We start from the raw sequence: 15,862 nt of genomic DNA, 5'->3' as shown, positions 1-15,862 counted from the left end.
CACCATGACCGACCTGACCACCCCAAAGCCATCATCTACAGCGCCGCGCCGCCAGTTCCTGAAGAACTCGCTGGCCCTGACCGCTGCCAGCAGCGTTCCAGGTTTCGCCTTCGCGCAGCCAAAGACCCTGCGCATCGGCTACATCACGGCCCTTTCGGGCCCGCGCGCACCTTTTGGCGTCGCCGACCAGTGGCACCTGGCCAAGCTGCGCGAGCGCCTCAAGAACGGGCTCGACATCGGTGGACAAAAGATACCTGTGGAGATCCTGCTGCGCGACAACCAGTCCGACCCGAATCGTTCGACACAGGTGGCCAGCGAGCTCGTGCTGCGCGAAAAGGTGGATCTGATGCTGGTGCAGGATGGCGATGCATCGACCCCGGCAGGCCAGCTGTGCGACGTGCATGGCATTCCCATGGTCAGCACCATGTCGCCTTGGCAGGCTTTCCTGTTCGCGCGCAATGGCAAGGTCAGCAAGGGCTTCCCGTTCTCCTTCCATTTCTTCTGGGGTGCGGACGATGTGGTGAAGACCTTTGTATCGCTGTGGGACAGCGTCAAGACCAATCGCGCGGTGGGGACGCTCTATATAGACAACCCTCCTGGCGCCGCCTTCGCAGACCCGCTGATGGGTATGCCCCCCGTCCTGAGCAAGGCCGGCTACCGCGAGTCCAACGGAGGATTCTTCAAGGTAGCGACCGACGACTTCAGCAACCAGATCACGGGCTTTAAGAAGGCCGATGCTCACATCGTCTCGGGCTTCATGTACGAGAGCCACTTCGCCACTTTCTGGAAGCAGGCCCAGCAACAGGGCTTCAAACCGGAAATCTGCACCGTGGCAGGAGCCTTCCTGTTCCCCAGTGCGCTCAAGGCGCTCGGCGCGGCCGGCAACGGCATGTCCACCGAAGTGTGGTGGTCGCCGAGCTTTCCCTATAAGTCGTCGCTCAGCGGTCAGTCTGCCGCCGAGTTTGCAGCCGAGTGGGAGAAAGACACCGGCAACCAATGGACGCAACCGCTGGGCTACGCCCACGCATTGTGGGAGGTGGGCCTGCACGCGCTCAAGACCGCCAGCAACCCTTTCGACCGCAAGGCCGTGCGCGATGCCATCCAGAACACCACGCTGGAGACGCTGGTGGGCCGCGTGGACTTCAAGGGCAGCCCGATCAAGAGCGTGGCCAAGACCGCGCTGGCCGGAGGCCAGTGGCGCCGCACTGCTGCGGGCGCCAAGTCCCCGTATGAACTGACGGTGGTCAACAACGCACTGGCCCCCGGTCTGCCACTGGGCGGCCGGCTCGAGTTGCTGTCGCAGCTCTCCTGAGGGAATACCAAGTGACACTCCAAGTCAGAGGCCTGTGCAAGGCCTATGGCCAGGTGGTGGTGGCCGACGCGATCGATATCGATCTGTCGGTGGGCCAGTGCCTGGGCGTGATCGGCCCCAACGGGGCCGGCAAAAGCTCCCTGTTCCATCTGCTCACGGGCACCGTGGGCGCCGACGCAGGGCACATCGCGCTCGACGGCAAGACGATCTCCGGCCTGCCGGCCCACCAGCGCGCGCGCCTGGGTGTGGCGCGTGCCTTTCAGGTGCCACAGCCGTTCGGCAACCTCACCGTGTTCCACAACGTGCTGGCTGCAGCGACCTTTGCGGGCGGGCTTCGCGGCGATGCGGCGGCGCAGGCGGCCATGGCGGCCCTGCAACGCTGCAGCCTGGACAAGATGGCCCAAAAAACGGCCGGCGTATTGCCGCTGCTGGACCGCAAGCGCCTGGAGATGGCCAAGGCGGTGGCCGCGCAACCGCGGCTCCTTCTGCTCGACGAGGTGGCCGGCGGCCTGACCGAACGCGAGGTGCATCAGATGGTGGAGCTAGTCCATGAACTCAAGCAAAGCTATGCCGTCGTCTGGATCGAGCACATCGCCCAGGCGCTGCGGGCGGTGGCCGACCGCATCATGGTGCTGCACTTCGGGCGCAAGCTGCTGGAGGACCACCCGGCCACGGTCATGGACAGCGCCATCGTGCGAGAAATCTACATGGGGGTGCCTGCCAATGCCGCTACTTGACATCGACGCGGTGAACGTCTTTTATGGCGACTTCCAGGCGCTTTCGGGTGTCAGCATTTCCCTGGAGGTCGGCGAAGTGCTGGCCCTCATCGGCGCCAACGGCGCGGGCAAGACCACGCTGCTGCGCTCGATCACGGGGCTGATGGCGCCGCGCCAGGGCCGCATCCGTTTTAACGGTGCCGATGTGGCCGGCATGCCGGCCCAGGCACTGGCCCGCCTGGGCATCGCCATGGTGCCGGAAGGCCGCATGCTGTTCCCGGCGCTGACGGTGCAGGAGAACCTGCAGATGGGTACCCTCACCCACCGCACCGGACCGTGGACGCTGGGCGCCGTGTACGACACCTTTCCTGTGCTCAAGGACCTGCGCCACCGCAACGCCACCCAGCTGTCGGGCGGGCAGCAGCAGATGGTGGCGATTGGCCGCGCACTGCTGAGCAACCCGCGGCTGTTGTTGTGCGACGAACTCTCGCTGGGGCTTGCGCCCCTGGTCGTCGAAGACATCTACCGCACCTTCTCGCGCATCCGCAGCGAGGGGCTGTCCATCGTACTGGTGGAGCAGGACGTGGCACGCGCCTGCGCCGTCTCCGACCAGATGGCCTGCCTGCTCAAGGGACAGGTCACGTTACAGGGGGCCAGTGCTGCGGTCAGCAACGCCCAGGTCACTGCCGCTTACTTCGGGGAATGAATGAACATGGAATGGATTTCGACACTGATCAACGGCCTGCTGCTGGGAGGGCTGTATGCCCTGTTCGGGCTGGGACTGGCACTGGTCTTCGGCGTGATGCGGGTGGTGAACCTGGCGCACGGGGAGTTCATCGTGCTGGGCGCCTATGCCGGGTTCTTCCTGGTCGGCTGGTTCAGCCAGGTTCCTGTCTGGGCCATGCTGGTGCCGGTGGTGGCGATCGGCTACCTGTTCGGGTGGCTGCTACAGGCGTGTGTGCTGAACCGCGCCGTACGAACCGGCAACGTGCTCACGCCCATGGTGCTCACGTTCGGACTGTCGGTGCTGTTGCGCAATGGCATGGTCGAGCTGTTCGGTGCCGACTCGCGCGCCGTGGATGCGGGGGGGCTGGGCAGCGCCAGCGTGGACCTGTTGGGCATCTCCGTGGGGGTGTATCCGGTGCTCATGCTGGGCCTGGCCCTGGCCATGTTCGCCACCCTCCAATGGGTGCTGCAGCGCACCGAGTTCGGCCGCATCGTGCGCGCCACGGCCGATTTCCCCGACATGGTGCGGCTCATGGGCGTCAAGCCCGAACGGGTCTTCTGTCAGGTCATGGGGCTGGCTGCGGCGTTTGCCATGGGCGCAGGCTACCTGCTGGCGCAGCGCACGCTGTTCACCCCCTTCTCGGGCGTCGAGCGCATGCTCATCGCGTTTGAAGTGGTGATCATCGGGGGACTCGGTTCGTTCTGGGGCGCCATGGCCGGTGGACTGGTGCTGGGCGTGGCGCAGCTCTTCGGGCAGCGCATCGACTCCAACGCGGGCTCGCTGTACGCCCACCTGCTGTTTCTGGCAACCCTGGTGTTCAAGCCCAACGGCCTGGCGGGGGGACGCAAATGAAAAAGCCAATGATCCTGGTATTGGCGTGGCTGCTGCCATGCACCGTGCTGGCCGCGCTGGCACCGCGTTGGCTGGACGCCGGCATGATGCGGCTGGTCAGCGAAGTGCTGCTGGCCATCTGCATGGCCCAGATGTGGAACCTGCTGGCGGGGTACGGCGGCCTGCTGTCCCTCGGCCACCAGCTGTTCATCGGCATCGGGGCCTACGCCCTGTTTGATTTCACGCAACGCACGGGCCTCTCGCCCTACCTGGTGCTGCCGGTGACGGGTGTGCTCGGGGCACTGGCGGCGATGGTGGTCGCGCCGGCGCTGTTCCGCCTGCGCGATGCGTATTTTTCCATCGGGATCTGGGTGGTGGCGGAGATCGTCACGCTGCTAGTGTCCAAGACACCGGCTCTCGGCGGCAGTGCCGGCCTGACGCTGGACATGTCCATGCTGGAGGACATCGAGCAGTTTGCCCAGGTGAGCTTCTGGCTGGCATGCTCTCTGGGCATCTGTGCCGTCGCAGGCCTGTACCTGCTGATGCAGTCGCGGCTGGGCCTGGCAGTGACCGCCGTGCGCGACAACGAGGTGGCCGCGCGTAGCATCGGCATCGATGTGCAGCGCGTGCGGTTGATCACCTTCGTCATCTCCGGCGCCGTGTGCTCGCTGGCCGGCGCGGTGTACTTCATGGGCGGCATGTTCGTCGTGCCTGGTTCAGCGTTCGACATCAACTGGGTGGTGATGATGCTCTTTGCCACGATGATCGGCGGCATCGGCACGATCGTCGGGCCGGTGGTCGGCGTCCTGGTGTGGTTCGGGTTGCGGGAGCTGCTGGCCGTGTCGCTGGGCATTTCCGGCGGCTGGTACCTCATCGCCATGGGCTGCGTGGCCATGGCGGTGAGCCTGTTCGCGCCCCGAGGGCTCGTCGGACTGTGGCCCATGGGTTCAGCCAGACGGGTGGCGTCATGAAGCGGGCCACGCTCGTTGCAGGGCTGGCGCTTTGCGCAGGCGGCGTCTGCGCACAGGTCAATGACAAGCCCCCTATTGTAGTGGGGGCCGTCAGCAGCCTTAGCGGCCCCGGCGCGTCTGCGGCCAGCGTGCAGGCCGCCCGGGCTTACTTCGACACCATCAACGCGGCCGGTGGCGTGCAGGGTCGCCGCATTGAGTACACCGTGATCGATGACCAGATGAACACCGAGAGCGCCCAAAGAGGCGCTTCAAGGCTCATCGACGACCCCCGCGTGGTCGCATTGGCGGGAGGCTCCAGCGTGCTGGAGTGCGGCGTCAACAATACCCGCTATGCGCAAGCAAGACTGTTCAATCTGCCTGGGGCCGGCGTGGACCCGGCCTGCTTCTCATCGACGCACATCGCACCCATGAACGCTGGCCCGTACGTGTCCACCGCCAATGCACTGACCTTTGCGCACCGGGTGCTCCAGCACCAGCGGATCTGTGTGGTCTCCCCGGCACTGCCAGGCATGACTGAAGCTTTCGAGCAGACCGTGCAGGACTGGGCTCGGCGAATGTCGGCGCCCGTGCCATCGCTGGACATCTACCGCCTCGAAGACCCGCTGCCCGGTGTGGTGCAACGCGTCAGCTCCCGGCAATGCCAGGTGCTGGTCTACACCGGTCCGGAAGGGCCATCGCTCGACTGGATCAAGGCCAGCCACCCGGCGATGGCCAAGGTACCAATCATCCTGCTGACTGCGTCCTACACATCCCAGACCGCCAGGACACTAGGCGCGTGGTCAGGCGAAGGCATCTATGCGATGGCGGAGTTCGACCCGTGGTCCAGCAGCTCGATGCAGATCGCGGATTGGCGACGACTGCTCGTCTCGCGCCAGGTAGAGCCCAGTTCGCTGTCCCAAGGGGGCTACATCGCCGCGCGCGCACTGGTGCATGTGATGATGGGAATGGACGGGCCGATCACCAGGACCTCAGTGTCACAGGCACTGGAGCGCATGCCAGCATGGCGCGGCGGCATGATGGACAAGCCGTTCCATGTCGGAGCCAATGGCCAGCATGCGCTGAACCGCAGCGCACTGCCGATGCGCCTGGTCGATGGAAAATGGCGTATCGCCCACCATGACTGGATCAGCTACTGACGCCCCATGGCACCGCGCTCATCCGGACATATTGGACCGGGCAGCGCTCAATGCGCGCGGGCTGCCGCTGGTGTGCGAGCACCTCCATCCGCCACCAACACTGCACCGTTGACGAATGAAGCGTCGTCGCTGGCAAGGAAGGCGCAGGCTGCCGCCATCTCCATCGGCCTCGCCATCCGGCCCAGCGCGATGCGCGCGACCGTGCGCTCCTCGGCCTGCATCTGGGTGACACCCCAGGCCTGCGCCATGTCGTGCAGCTCGCGCTCGCTCATGGGAGTGCGCACCCATCCAGGGCACAGCGCATTCACCCGCACGCCCTGTGGACCGCACGACGTAGCCGCAGACCGGGTGAGCGCAACCACGGCCGCCTTGCTGGCGGCGTAGCTCGCCATGTCGGCACCAGCGTTGAAGGCCGCTACGGACGCGATGTTCACCACCGCGCCGCTGTTGCGGGCCAGCATCCCAGGCAGTACGGCACGCATCAGGCGCATGGTTCCGGTGGTATTGACATCCAGGGTGCGCATCCATGCATCGTCGGTGATGCTGGCCGCATCGTCGTTGAGCACCATGCCTGCTGCATTGACCAGTACGTCCAGTTGCCCGTGCAGGGCCAGTGCGTGGGCTACGGTCGCTTGCACCTGCGCCTCGTCGGTGATGTCGCATGGCAACGCGATGCCACCCCAATCGTCGGCGACCCGGGCCAGCAGATCCCATTGCAGGCCCACAGCAACGACCAGGGCACCCTCGGCGCGCAGGCGCTGCACCACGGCGGCGCCGATTCCGCTGGCCGCACCGCTCACCATGGCAACCTTTCCAGCAAAGCGTGGCTCCATCACGGGCTTATCCAACACAAATACCTCCTGTTAGGTCAATGCGTTCTCCCAGGAACCGGCAGCCCAGGGCTATCCGGGTGTCGGTGGGTGGTTGAAGAACGGGCTCTCCGGCAGGGTGGACCCGCCGTCGACCACGATGGTCTGCCCCGTGATGTAGCGCGCCGCGGGGCTGGCCAGGAAGTGCATGGCATGCGCAATGTCCTGCGGCTCACCCAGTGCGCCCACCGGGATGAAGCTGGCGATGCGCGCGGCCCGCTCAGGATCGGAGAGCAACGATCCGCCCTGCTTGGCAATGTAGCCAGGTTCCACACCGTTGACCGTGATTGCATCGCTGGCCAGTTCCAGTGCGGCACTGCGGATGAAGCCGTTGACCCCCGCTTTGCTCGCGGCGTAGGGGGCACTGCCAGGCATGGCCACGCGTGGCCCCGTGACGGACGATGTCACCAGCACCCGGCCACCGCCGCGCTTGCCAGCCGCTCGCAGGTGCGGCAATGCCGCCTGGGTAAGCCAGAAACAGGCCTTGAGGTTGACCGCCAGGGTTTGTTCCAGCGTGGCATCATCCACTGACTCCAGCTCACACCAGGGGTTGATGGCGGCGTTGTGCACCACGATGTCGAGCGCACCCCACTGCGCCACGGTGGCTGCGACGGCCGCCTCGGCCTGGGCGCGCTGGCCGATGTCGCATTCCATCGCCTGGGCCTGTAAGCCCTCGGCACGGATCCCCTCTGCAACGCCCTCGCCCGCAGGGCCGGTGCGGTTGGCGATCATCACGCAAGCGCCAGCGCGGGCCAAAACCTGGGCGATGGCCGCGCCGATGCCACGTCCCCCACCGGTCACCAGAGCGACACGGCCATCGAGCCGGCGAATGTCTGACGCGCTCATGCCAGAAGTTCCACAACCAGCGCTTCGAAAGCGCTGTTGTGCCGGTCCACATCCCCCACCCTGGTGCCAGGGCAGCACAGCATCATGTTGTGGAACGGCGTGATGAGCACTCCACGGTTCATGAGGTACAGATGCAGCAGCGCCTCCAGATCGCTGTTGCGATGCAACTTCACCTCCGTCGCGTTGCGCGGCTCGTCGGGAGCGAACAGCGTTTCAACCCGGGCGCCCACGCGCGTGGCATGCCAGGGCAGTCCGTGAACGGCAATGGTGTTGTTCACACCACGGTGCAGGCGATCGCTCAGGGCCAGCATGCGCTCGAACGCCTCCTCGGTGAGCACTTCACCGAGTACGGCCCGCATCACCGCAACCGTGAGCGCATTGCCCGCCAGCGTGCCCCCCATGCCCGCATGTGCGCTCTGGCGCACGGTAGGATGCACGGGCGGCAGCACCTGCCAGACACGCTCAGCCATGGCCTGTGACAGGCCGAACGCCGCTGCCGGAATGCCGCCCGCAATGGCCTTGCCCAAGACGAACATGTCAGGCTCCAGCCCCATGGTTCGCGACGCACCACCAGGGCCACTGGAGATGGTGTGGGTCTCGTCGATCACAAGCACGGTACCGGTCTCGCGCGTCAGGCGGCGCAGCTCGGCATGGAACCCCGGCTGGGGCGCGATCATTCCGTAGTTGGTCATGGCCGGCTCGGCCAGAACGCAGGCCACATCGCCTTGGCGCAATGCAACCTCTAGCGCAGCCACGTCGTTGAACTCAACGACAACCGACAGGTCATCGTGCGGAAAGAAGTTGTGGTGCAGGCCGTTGCGCATGTGCAGCGCCCCCTCCCGCAACTCTACATGAGCCTCTTCCACGTTGCCGTGGTAGGCCCCGGAAAAGATAAGCACACGGGGTCGATTGGTGATCATGCGCGCCAGGCGGATGCAGGCGCGGTTGGCGTCAGTAGCAGACGTCGTGAGGTTCCAGTACGGCAGAACGAATCGGCGCTTGAGTTCCTCCCCCACCCACTCGGCATCGCCATTGGGGAGCATGAGAGAGGTGCCCACCAACGCCTGGCGAGTCATGGCCTCAACCACAGCGGGATGCCCATGGCCGCACATACCCCCCGTGTCTCCCAGGCAAAAATCCACATACTCGTTCCCGTCCACGTCTGAAAATCGCACGCCGTAGGAGCGCAACTTCTCTTCTATGTATACGGGCCATCCCCCAATCCAACGACGCATCCAGTGCGATGGAGCGCCATAAAGCCAACTGCTCTTGCCTTGGGCATACAGCTCTCCCGAGCGGGCATGGGTGCTTGCGTAGCGCAATTGTTCGGCCCGCATCAGCTCAGCGACACGTGAGGCGGAGACGCCAGAAACGATTTCGGTCATGGTTTGCATTTCACAAAGGGGACACAGAGGATTAGAAGAATGCGCTGCCAGCACATGGAGACAGCAGTGCTGGGCGACGGGCCCCCAGCAGGTCTAGCGCATGTCCGAACGACGCAGCTGGCCGCAGGACATCAAAATGCACCACCTGTAGGCCCGCGCGCTGGCCGCCGTTGACGTTGCGCATTTGGTCGTCCACAAAAACGCACTCATGCGCTGGCACTCCCAGGGCTTCGGTTACCGCCGCATAGGCGCGCGGATCGGGCTTGAGAACTCCTGTGTAGGTGGCGTCCACGATCACCTCAAACGCTTGCAGCAACGGCAAGCGGCTGCGGAAGTCGGCACCGTAAAAGAGATCGAGTTCGTTGGAGAGGATGGCCAGCCGCTTTCCTGCCGCTTGGGCGGCCCCTATGGCAGCGACAGCCTCGGGGCGTATCACCGACTGCACGTCAGCGCCGCGCGCCCGCTGGACAAAGGTTTCCATCAGGATCCACTCCTCGCCCACCAGTTGCCCTACCTCGCGGGTGCGGGCCATCCAGTAATCGCGCTCGCTGATCTTGTCGGCCTGCATGTCTTGCCACAGTGGGTCGCTGTCCGGATCGAAAGGACCGCGCCAGGTGAGCACGCCAGGTGCAAGGCCCAGGGCCTGTTCGGTCAGGTCGTGCGTCTCGAACAGCATGCGGCTGATCACGCCGCCAAAGTCGAGCACGAGGGCCGAGGCGGTCATGTGGCAGCCTCCGCAGGCGCTACGGCCACAACGCCGGGCACCACCCGCCCCTCCCGCACCCAGGTGTCGAACACGTCAAGCGCAGCCCGCACAAACGCTTCGTCATTGATGTGTGCATCCACGCAACGAACCGATGTGCAGGGGGATACCGCCTCCACCATCTCGTCCATGAATGCGGCAAGGCCCGCCGGGTCATGCATCGGCTCGCCGGGGCGGTCCCATTCCTCGATGCCACGGGCCGGCAGCAGCAGGCAAGTGGGGCCAGATGCCTGCGCCAGGCGCTGCGCGATCGTCCGCGCCACGCTGCGGCGCAGGTCGTGCTTGGCGCACACCGAGGCGAGCAGGCGGTTGTGCTCATGCACCGACCGGTCTGCATAGCCCTCGGGACGCCGCGCCCATGCCGCGAAGTCCACCATGTCGGTAGCCCCCGGGGCAACGATCTGGGGAACGCCAGCGCTGCCAGCGCCCAGCAAGCGGTCACCACCAGCGCTCACGCAACTGTCAGCGAGATGGTTCACCACTTCCTGCAGGCTGAAGTCCATGACACAGGCAAAGTAGCCGCGCCGCGCCAGGTCCTCGAACGCCCGCCCGCCCATGCCGGTGGTGTGGAACACAGCCAGCTCATACCCCCGCGCTTCCAGCTCGGGTTTGAGGCGCTTCATGTAGGTCAGTGCGCTGGAGCCAAGCGAGGTCATGCCCACTACAGGCCGGGAATCTGCTGCCACCGGGCGCGCCCGGCATGCCCCCACCACGGCCCCCGCAGCCTGGCCCAGTGCCGATTTGCACAAGCGGTTCAGCCCGTATAGGCCTCCAGCCCACAACTGCATGATGAGGTCTGGCGGAATACGGTCTGGTGGGATCAGCGGCGAGTAGGCGATGGTCGAAAGCACCAGCTTCGGGCAGCCCAGGGGCAATGCATTCGCCACGTCAAGTGCGAGGTCTGTGCCCATGGTGCCGCCCAGAATCAGGACACCATCAAATCGCCCTTCGATCTGCCACTGTGTAGCCATCAGCGACGCCCCTCGGGCCATGAGCCGCATGGAGGTGTTCTCGTCACCACTGTCCATCACTTGGCGCAGCGTCATGCCCGCTGCAGCCGCCACGTCGCTGTTGAGGATGTCCGGCGTGAACCCACCACGGCCCAGCACCCCGACATCCATCACCAGGGCCTTGGCGCCACAGTGCTCGACCGATTCGCGCAGGAAGGCGATCTCCTCGCTCTTGGTATCCACCGTTCCAATCAGCAGGATGACCGGCGCACGGCCTGCAGGCGCCGGGTTCAAGATGCGGCCTCCACCGCGGCGAACGCGGCCTCCAGTACGGTGCACAGATGGTCAACCTCTTCGAGCGAGATCACCAGGGGCGGCGAGAGAATCAGGTTGGGCCCGGAGATGCGGACCATCAGGCCGCGCCGGTAGGCCTCCCGGGCCACCCGGGCCGGAATGTCACTGCTGCGCGGCATGGGCGTGCGCAGTGCCTTGTCCTGCACCATCTCGATGCCCAGCATCAACCCCACGCCGCGCACGTTGCCGACAAAGCTGCAGGTCTGCTCCAGCCTGCGCAGGCGCTCCTGCATCACGGCGCCCACGCGGGCGGCATTGCCCGGCACATCCTGGGCCTCGATCTGGTCGAGCGTGGCCAGTGCGGCGGCCGCAGCCACGGGGTGGGCACTGTAGGTGTAGCCATGGCTCACGGCGGCCTGGCCGGTCGTGTCCTCGTCGAACACCCGGGCCACCTTGCTGGAGATGACAGTTGCACCCAGGGGAACGTAGCCCGAGCTGATGCCCTTGGCCAGGCACCACAGGTCGGCGTTGACGCCCCATAGGCGCGTGCCGAACAGATGACCCGTGCGCCCGAAGCCGGTGACCACCTCGTCGGCGATCAGCAGCACGCCGTACTTGTCGCAGATCCTGCGCACCGCAGGCCAGTAGTTGGCCGGTGGCACGATCACGCCGCCGGCGCCCTGCACAGGCTCGGCGATGAAGGCGGCCACGGTATCGGGCCCCTGGAAGATGATCTCGCGCTCCAGCAATTGGGCGCAGATCTCACCCAGCGCGACCGGGTCTTCGGTGTACGGGTTGCGGTAGAGCCAGGGCGTGTCGATGTGAAAGCAGCCTGGCAATAGCGGTTCGTAGGCACGCCGGAAGTTGGTGTTGCCGTTGACGCTCATGCCGCCAAAGTGCACGCCGTGGTAGCCCTGGCGCAGGCTGATGAACTTGAAGCGGTCGGCCTGCCCGCGCAGCTTGTGGTACTGCCGCGCGATCTTCAAGGCGCCCTCGACCGCGTCGGAGCCGCCGTTGGAGAACAGCACAGCCGACACGTCTTCTGGCTGCATCAGCTGGACCAGGCGGGCCGAGAGCTCGATGGCGCGCGGGTGTGTGGTGCCGCGGAACACGTTGTAGAAGGGCAGTTCGTCGAGCTGGGCCACGATGGCATCGCGCACGGGTTTGGCGCTGTGCCCCAGGTTGCTGCTCCACAAGCCCCCCACGCCGTCGAGCATCCTGTGCCCGTCCACATCCCAGATCCAGCAGCCTTCGCCGCGTGCCACGATGTCTGGTGGGTTCTTCTTCATGGCGGCCGGGTGTGCCATGGGGTGCCAGAGATGGCGGCCGCTGTCTGCCTTGAGTTGTTCGATGGTGCTGGTCATGGTGCTTGCTTTCTTCAGAACGGCGTGCCTACCGTGATGGTTTTGATCTCTGTGTAGTGCAGGAGGCCCTCGGCCCCCATCTCTTGCCCCAGGCCGCTTTCCTTGTGGCCACCGAAGGGCAGCTCGGGCTGCGAGACGCCAAAGTGGTTGATGCCCACCATGCCGGCCTCGATGCCCTCGCCCAGCTGGTGCGCGGCATGCAGGTCGCGCGTGAAGGCGTAGGCCCCCAGCGCATAGGGCAATGCGTTCGCCTGGCCGATGGCGCCCTCCAGGGTGTCGTAGGGCTGGATCACCGCCATCGGGCCGAACGGCTCCTGCTGCATCAGGCGGGTGCTGGCAGGCGCGTCCGCAAACACCGTGGGCTCAAAGAAGAAGCCGGGGCGCTCGACCCGATGGCCGCCGGTGAGCAGGCGCGCGCCCAGGCCGATGGCGTCGTCCACAAAGCGCTCCATGTCTTCGATGCGGCGCGCGTGGGACAGCGGCCCCATCTGCGTGGCGGCATCCATGCCCGGCCCCAGGCGCAGGGCCTTCGCTGCCGCGCTGAAGCGCTCCGAGAAAGTGCCCAGGTGCGCACGCGGCACGTAAAAGCGGATAGGCGAAGCACACACCTGCCCGGCATTGCGGTACTTGGCCGCTACCGCCTGCCTGAGCACGAAGTCCATCGCCCCACCCTCGCACATGTCCTCGCACACGATGACCGGCGCATGCCCGCCCAGCTCGCCCGTGAAGCGCTTCACATGCGCCGCCGCCTGGACTCCCAGCAGCTTGCCCACGGCCACCGAGCCGGTGACGGACACCTTGGCGATCTCCGGTCGCCCGATGAGGAAGGACGAGACCTGCGCCGGGTCGCCGCACACGAGGTTGATCGCATCGGCAGGCACGCCCGCATCCAGAAAGCACTGCACCAGCAGCATGCAACTGCCCGGGGTTTCCTCCGCCGGCTTGATGACCACGCTGCAGCCTGCGGCGAGCGCGCTGCCCAGCTTGCGACTGGGCAGGTTGACGGGAAAATTCCAGGCAGTGAAGGCCGCCACTGGGCCCACGGGCACCCGCGTGACGGTGTGCGAAAGAATGCCTTCCACCCGGGGCGCCACGGCCCTGCCATACAGGCGCTTGGCCTCTTCCGCCTGAAAGTCGATGATGTCTGCCGACAGCGTGACCTCGCGCCGGGCCTCGCTCAGCGGCTTGCCCTGCTCCAGGGTAAGCACGGTCGCCACGGCATCGACCCGCTGGCGCAACAGGTCCGCTGCGCGGCGCAAGATCACATAGCGCTCGTGCGGGCGCACGCGGCGCCAGGCCAGATAGCCGCGCTGTGCCGATTCGGCAGCGGCTGCCAATTCGGCCAGGCCAGCCAGCGGCAGCAGCCCGAGCTCCATGGCGGTAGCCGGGTTGACGACGGGGCGAGAACCACCGCTGGTGTGGTCAGTCCATTGGCCGGCCACATGTAAGGCCAGCGAGGGGTAAGAAGATGTCATGGTGTCCAGAGGTCAAAAACGACGGCGCCTCGAAAGCGCCGAACGACCACTGGACGATAGGTTTTGATGGCCGCTGGACGTGATCAATATCCAGCAAATGCAATACTAGGGTTTACCCCATATTTCTAACGCGAGCCAACAGAGCCCTGCGGCAGGCATCTGGCCCTTCTTGACAGCCAAGCGGCGAAACTCGCCATCGCGCTCGAAGAGCCTGCCCTGATACACAAACTTGCACCGACAGCAGCCGCAAGACTGTCAACGATGCGGTCATGTTGCGTGAGACGCGCGCCAAGAGTGTCGACATGATCGTGCATGCTGTCCGAGCGTTCGTGTTGTCGCGGTCTTGTCGTGACGACTGTCCCGCACTATAGGGAGCCTCTCAAAACCCCAAGATGCGATGCCAACCCCCTATACGAATCAACAGCTTACGGTGCCTTGGAGGCCGAATTCGGAGGTTTTGAGAGGTTCCCTAAAGAATCCTGGCAACTTGCCATTCAGCGATCCAGTCCAACTCGTCGAGACTGCCGGGACGATAGCGGATGGGAGGATCCCTACGGGACAACCAGACGAACATGGTCTAGCGAGTTATCTTCAAAGAAAACGTCAGCAGGGACAGCGCTAGACTGGCCGCTAGGACGATGCAAAACGCCAAGTGAGCAGGCATCGGCAGTGCTGAGGAAACTCCGATGGCAACAGCCGCACAACTCATTTGCAGAAAACCGAGCAATGCAGAGGCAGCGCCCGCTTGTTGCCCAAAAGGCTGTAACGTGATCGCGGTGCCCAGCGGGTTAATTATCCCCATGCCCAGAAGAAATATGGTCAGTGCAGTCGAGAAGTAGTATTCGTCGTGCGGGCCAACCAGCAGAGCGATGCTTCCCACGAACGCGACGATGATCCCGATTCGGGCCGCCCGAGCCGATCCCAATCGGTGCGCCAGCCTCGGCGCCAACATGCCTGCACCAAACACCACGAAGACGGTGGAAGCGAAGAACCACGCCAGCCCGAACGGCGAGTAGTCAAATCCCTCCATCAGGATGGCAGGTGCCATCGCAAAGAACATGTAGAGAGAGCCGATGACCAGGCTTACTGACAAAGCGGGCACGACAAAGCGGCGGTCGCGCAGCAGTCGCCCATAAGAGCCCACCACCGATCGGAGGGAAAGCACTGCGCGCCGTTCGGCCGTGTGCGTCTCGCCCAAGCGGATCACGTAGTGGATGCCCAACAACAACGCAAGCAGAGCCACCACCCAGAAGGTTGCTCGCCAACCAAGCAAGCTGTTGAATGCACCGCCCAACAGCGGAGAGAAGCCGGGCGCTGCGGCCATAGCCACCATGATGAGTGAAAGCACACGGGCCAGCGTTTCTCCATCAAACAGGTCACGTGCAATGGCTCGCGACAGTACGGATGTGGCGCACACCCCCAGCGCCTGCACGATGCGCCCCGCGATGAGCTGAGGTAGATTGACTGCAACCGCACAGATAGCGCTACCTACAACGAATACGGCCAGGCCGCACAACACAAGCCCCTTGCGCCCAAATCGGTCCGATAGCGGTCCCACGAACAGCTGCCCTACGGCAAAAGCGACGAAGAAAGTCCCGAGCGTTGCGCTCAGCTCCTTTGCCGTGATGCCCAGTTCGCCGCCCATGCTGGGGAAAGCTGGCAGGATGATGTTGGTGGCCAGCGACCCTAGTGCGGCCAAGCCAGCGAGCAACAGCAGCAACTCGACCGTCAACAGTCTTGGGGGATTGCTCGTCGGTTGCATCGTCGCCTCCTTCATCGATACATTCGATTCAAGCATCCAGCAGATCATGCAGGGTGGCCATGCGCCCCGCACCCAAACGCTTATTCAGGGCCGTCTGCGCCGCCTTCCAGGCACGATGCCCCTCGGCTCGCTTCGCTTCACCGGCCTCGGTCGCTTCGACGAGACGGCTGCGCGCATCGCTTCCCGCTCCGACCTTCAGCCATCCACGAGCCTCCAGCGGCCGCATGCTGCGCGTCAAAGTCGAAGCGTCCATCTGCATTCGTTCGGCTAGGTCGCTCGGACGGATCGGACCAAGCCCGACGACGTACGACAACAGCGCGTACTGCGTGTTCTTCAGTCCCGTTTCGCTGACATATCGGTCGTATTGACGCGTCACCATGCGAGTCAGCTGGCGGAGCTTTGGGTTCGTACACCCTTGAGGTTTGGAGGCTGTTTTCATGTGATAAATTGTATATGCAATT

General features: G+C 64.9%; 15 protein-coding genes. 6 read left to right on the top strand and 9 right to left on the bottom strand.

Translation table 11 applies throughout. From position 1 onward, the window contains the following. Nucleotides 1-4: 4 nt before the first annotated feature. From ASE39_RS09270 to ASE39_RS09245, 6 genes are read left to right on the top strand one after another with little or no spacing between them, the layout of a single operon-like run. Entirely contained in the window at nucleotides 5-1,312 is a 1,308-nt protein-coding gene (locus ASE39_RS09270; RefSeq protein ID WP_057270960.1) for an ABC transporter substrate-binding protein, read from the top strand. Between the two features lie 11 nt (nucleotides 1,313-1,323). Continuing rightward, the gene (locus tag ASE39_RS09265; RefSeq protein WP_057270959.1) at nucleotides 1,324-2,049 is read left to right on the top strand and encodes an ATP-binding cassette domain-containing protein; all 726 of its coding nucleotides are present in this window, start codon (nucleotides 1,324-1,326) and stop codon (nucleotides 2,047-2,049) included. Beyond that, a complete protein-coding gene (locus ASE39_RS09260; protein ID WP_057270958.1) occupies nucleotides 2,036-2,734 on the top strand; it encodes an ABC transporter ATP-binding protein in 699 nt (232 codons plus the stop codon). The genes ASE39_RS09265 and ASE39_RS09260 overlap by 14 nt, the downstream gene beginning before the upstream one ends. Before the next feature lie 6 nt (nucleotides 2,735-2,740). Then, the gene (locus ASE39_RS09255; protein ID WP_057270979.1) at nucleotides 2,741-3,607 is read left to right on the top strand and encodes a branched-chain amino acid ABC transporter permease; all 867 of its coding nucleotides are present in this window, start codon (nucleotides 2,741-2,743) and stop codon (nucleotides 3,605-3,607) included. An 8-nt stretch (nucleotides 3,608-3,615) separates the two neighbouring features. Further along, a complete protein-coding gene (locus tag ASE39_RS09250; protein ID WP_242421398.1) occupies nucleotides 3,616-4,557 on the top strand; it encodes a branched-chain amino acid ABC transporter permease in 942 nt (313 codons plus the stop codon). Next, nucleotides 4,554-5,693 carry an ABC transporter substrate-binding protein gene (locus ASE39_RS09245; protein WP_057270956.1) on the top strand — a complete coding sequence of 380 codons (1,140 nt, stop codon included), beginning with the start codon at nucleotides 4,554-4,556 and terminating at the stop codon, nucleotides 5,691-5,693. The genes ASE39_RS09250 and ASE39_RS09245 overlap by 4 nt, the downstream gene beginning before the upstream one ends. Before the next feature lie 47 nt (nucleotides 5,694-5,740). Here the strand turns inward: ASE39_RS09245 and ASE39_RS09240 are convergent, their stop codons facing one another. The 9 genes from ASE39_RS09240 to ASE39_RS09200 form a co-directional block, all read right to left on the bottom strand. After that, on the bottom strand, nucleotides 5,741-6,544 hold the full coding sequence (locus tag ASE39_RS09240) for an SDR family oxidoreductase (protein ID WP_242421397.1): 804 nt from the start codon (nucleotides 6,542-6,544) through the stop codon (nucleotides 5,741-5,743). Nucleotides 6,545-6,595: 51 nt separating this feature from the next. Further along, nucleotides 6,596-7,408: an SDR family oxidoreductase gene (locus ASE39_RS09235; RefSeq protein WP_057270954.1), complete on the bottom strand. Its 813-nt coding sequence runs from the start codon at nucleotides 7,406-7,408 to the stop codon at nucleotides 6,596-6,598. After that, entirely contained in the window at nucleotides 7,405-8,793 is a 1,389-nt protein-coding gene (locus tag ASE39_RS09230; protein WP_057270978.1) for a transaminase, read from the bottom strand. Before ASE39_RS09230 ends, ASE39_RS09235 begins: the two co-directional genes overlap by 4 nt. Nucleotides 8,794-8,824: 31 nt before the next feature. Further along, nucleotides 8,825-9,517: an HAD-IA family hydrolase gene (locus ASE39_RS09225; protein WP_057270953.1), complete on the bottom strand. Its 693-nt coding sequence runs from the start codon at nucleotides 9,515-9,517 to the stop codon at nucleotides 8,825-8,827. Further along, the gene (locus ASE39_RS09220) at nucleotides 9,514-10,800 is read right to left on the bottom strand and encodes a Tm-1-like ATP-binding domain-containing protein (RefSeq protein ID WP_057270952.1); all 1,287 of its coding nucleotides are present in this window, start codon (nucleotides 10,798-10,800) and stop codon (nucleotides 9,514-9,516) included. The genes ASE39_RS09225 and ASE39_RS09220 overlap by 4 nt, the downstream gene beginning before the upstream one ends. Next, a complete protein-coding gene (locus ASE39_RS09215; RefSeq protein WP_057270951.1) occupies nucleotides 10,797-12,164 on the bottom strand; it encodes an aminotransferase class III-fold pyridoxal phosphate-dependent enzyme in 1,368 nt (455 codons plus the stop codon). Before ASE39_RS09215 ends, ASE39_RS09220 begins: the two co-directional genes overlap by 4 nt. A gap of 14 nt (nucleotides 12,165-12,178) precedes the next feature. Continuing rightward, nucleotides 12,179-13,639 (bottom strand): NAD-dependent succinate-semialdehyde dehydrogenase, encoded by a 1,461-nt coding sequence (locus tag ASE39_RS09210; protein ID WP_057270950.1) that lies wholly within the window; start codon nucleotides 13,637-13,639, stop codon nucleotides 12,179-12,181. Between the two features lie 577 nt (nucleotides 13,640-14,216). Continuing rightward, nucleotides 14,217-15,437, bottom strand: a complete 1,221-nt coding sequence (locus ASE39_RS09205; RefSeq protein ID WP_242421396.1) for a multidrug effflux MFS transporter — start codon at nucleotides 15,435-15,437, stop codon at nucleotides 14,217-14,219. Continuing rightward, entirely contained in the window at nucleotides 15,430-15,840 is a 411-nt protein-coding gene (locus ASE39_RS09200) for a MarR family winged helix-turn-helix transcriptional regulator (protein WP_057270949.1), read from the bottom strand. Before ASE39_RS09200 ends, ASE39_RS09205 begins: the two co-directional genes overlap by 8 nt. Nucleotides 15,841-15,862: the final 22 nt, after the last annotated feature.

Source organism: Acidovorax sp. Root267, assembly GCF_001429215.1.
Taxonomy (GTDB): Bacteria; Pseudomonadota; Gammaproteobacteria; order Burkholderiales; family Burkholderiaceae_C; genus Acidovorax; species Acidovorax radicis.
The sequence above is the reverse complement of the archived record's forward strand: the minus strand, read 5'-3'. Positions and strand labels throughout refer to the sequence as shown.

Coding starts and splice junctions, on each gene's coding strand:
- ASE39_RS09270 (WP_057270960.1), top strand. CDS start 5: ATGACCGACCTGACCACCCCAAAGCCATCATCTACAGCGCCGCGCCGC.
- ASE39_RS09260 (WP_057270958.1), top strand. CDS start 2,036: ATGCCGCTACTTGACATCGACGCGGTGAACGTCTTTTATGGCGACTTC.
- ASE39_RS09255 (WP_057270979.1), top strand. CDS start 2,741: ATGGAATGGATTTCGACACTGATCAACGGCCTGCTGCTGGGAGGGCTG.
- ASE39_RS09250 (WP_242421398.1), top strand. CDS start 3,616: ATGATCCTGGTATTGGCGTGGCTGCTGCCATGCACCGTGCTGGCCGCG.
- ASE39_RS09245 (WP_057270956.1), top strand. CDS start 4,554: ATGAAGCGGGCCACGCTCGTTGCAGGGCTGGCGCTTTGCGCAGGCGGC.
- ASE39_RS09235 (WP_057270954.1), bottom strand. CDS start 7,408: ATGAGCGCGTCAGACATTCGCCGGCTCGATGGCCGTGTCGCTCTGGTG.
- ASE39_RS09230 (WP_057270978.1), bottom strand. CDS start 8,793: ATGACCGAAATCGTTTCTGGCGTCTCCGCCTCACGTGTCGCTGAGCTG.
- ASE39_RS09225 (WP_057270953.1), bottom strand. CDS start 9,517: ATGACCGCCTCGGCCCTCGTGCTCGACTTTGGCGGCGTGATCAGCCGC.
- ASE39_RS09215 (WP_057270951.1), bottom strand. CDS start 12,164: ATGACCAGCACCATCGAACAACTCAAGGCAGACAGCGGCCGCCATCTC.
- ASE39_RS09210 (WP_057270950.1), bottom strand. CDS start 13,639: ATGACATCTTCTTACCCCTCGCTGGCCTTACATGTGGCCGGCCAATGG.
- ASE39_RS09205 (WP_242421396.1), bottom strand. CDS start 15,437: ATGCTTGAATCGAATGTATCGATGAAGGAGGCGACGATGCAACCGACG.
- ASE39_RS09200 (WP_057270949.1), bottom strand. CDS start 15,840: ATGAAAACAGCCTCCAAACCTCAAGGGTGTACGAACCCAAAGCTCCGC.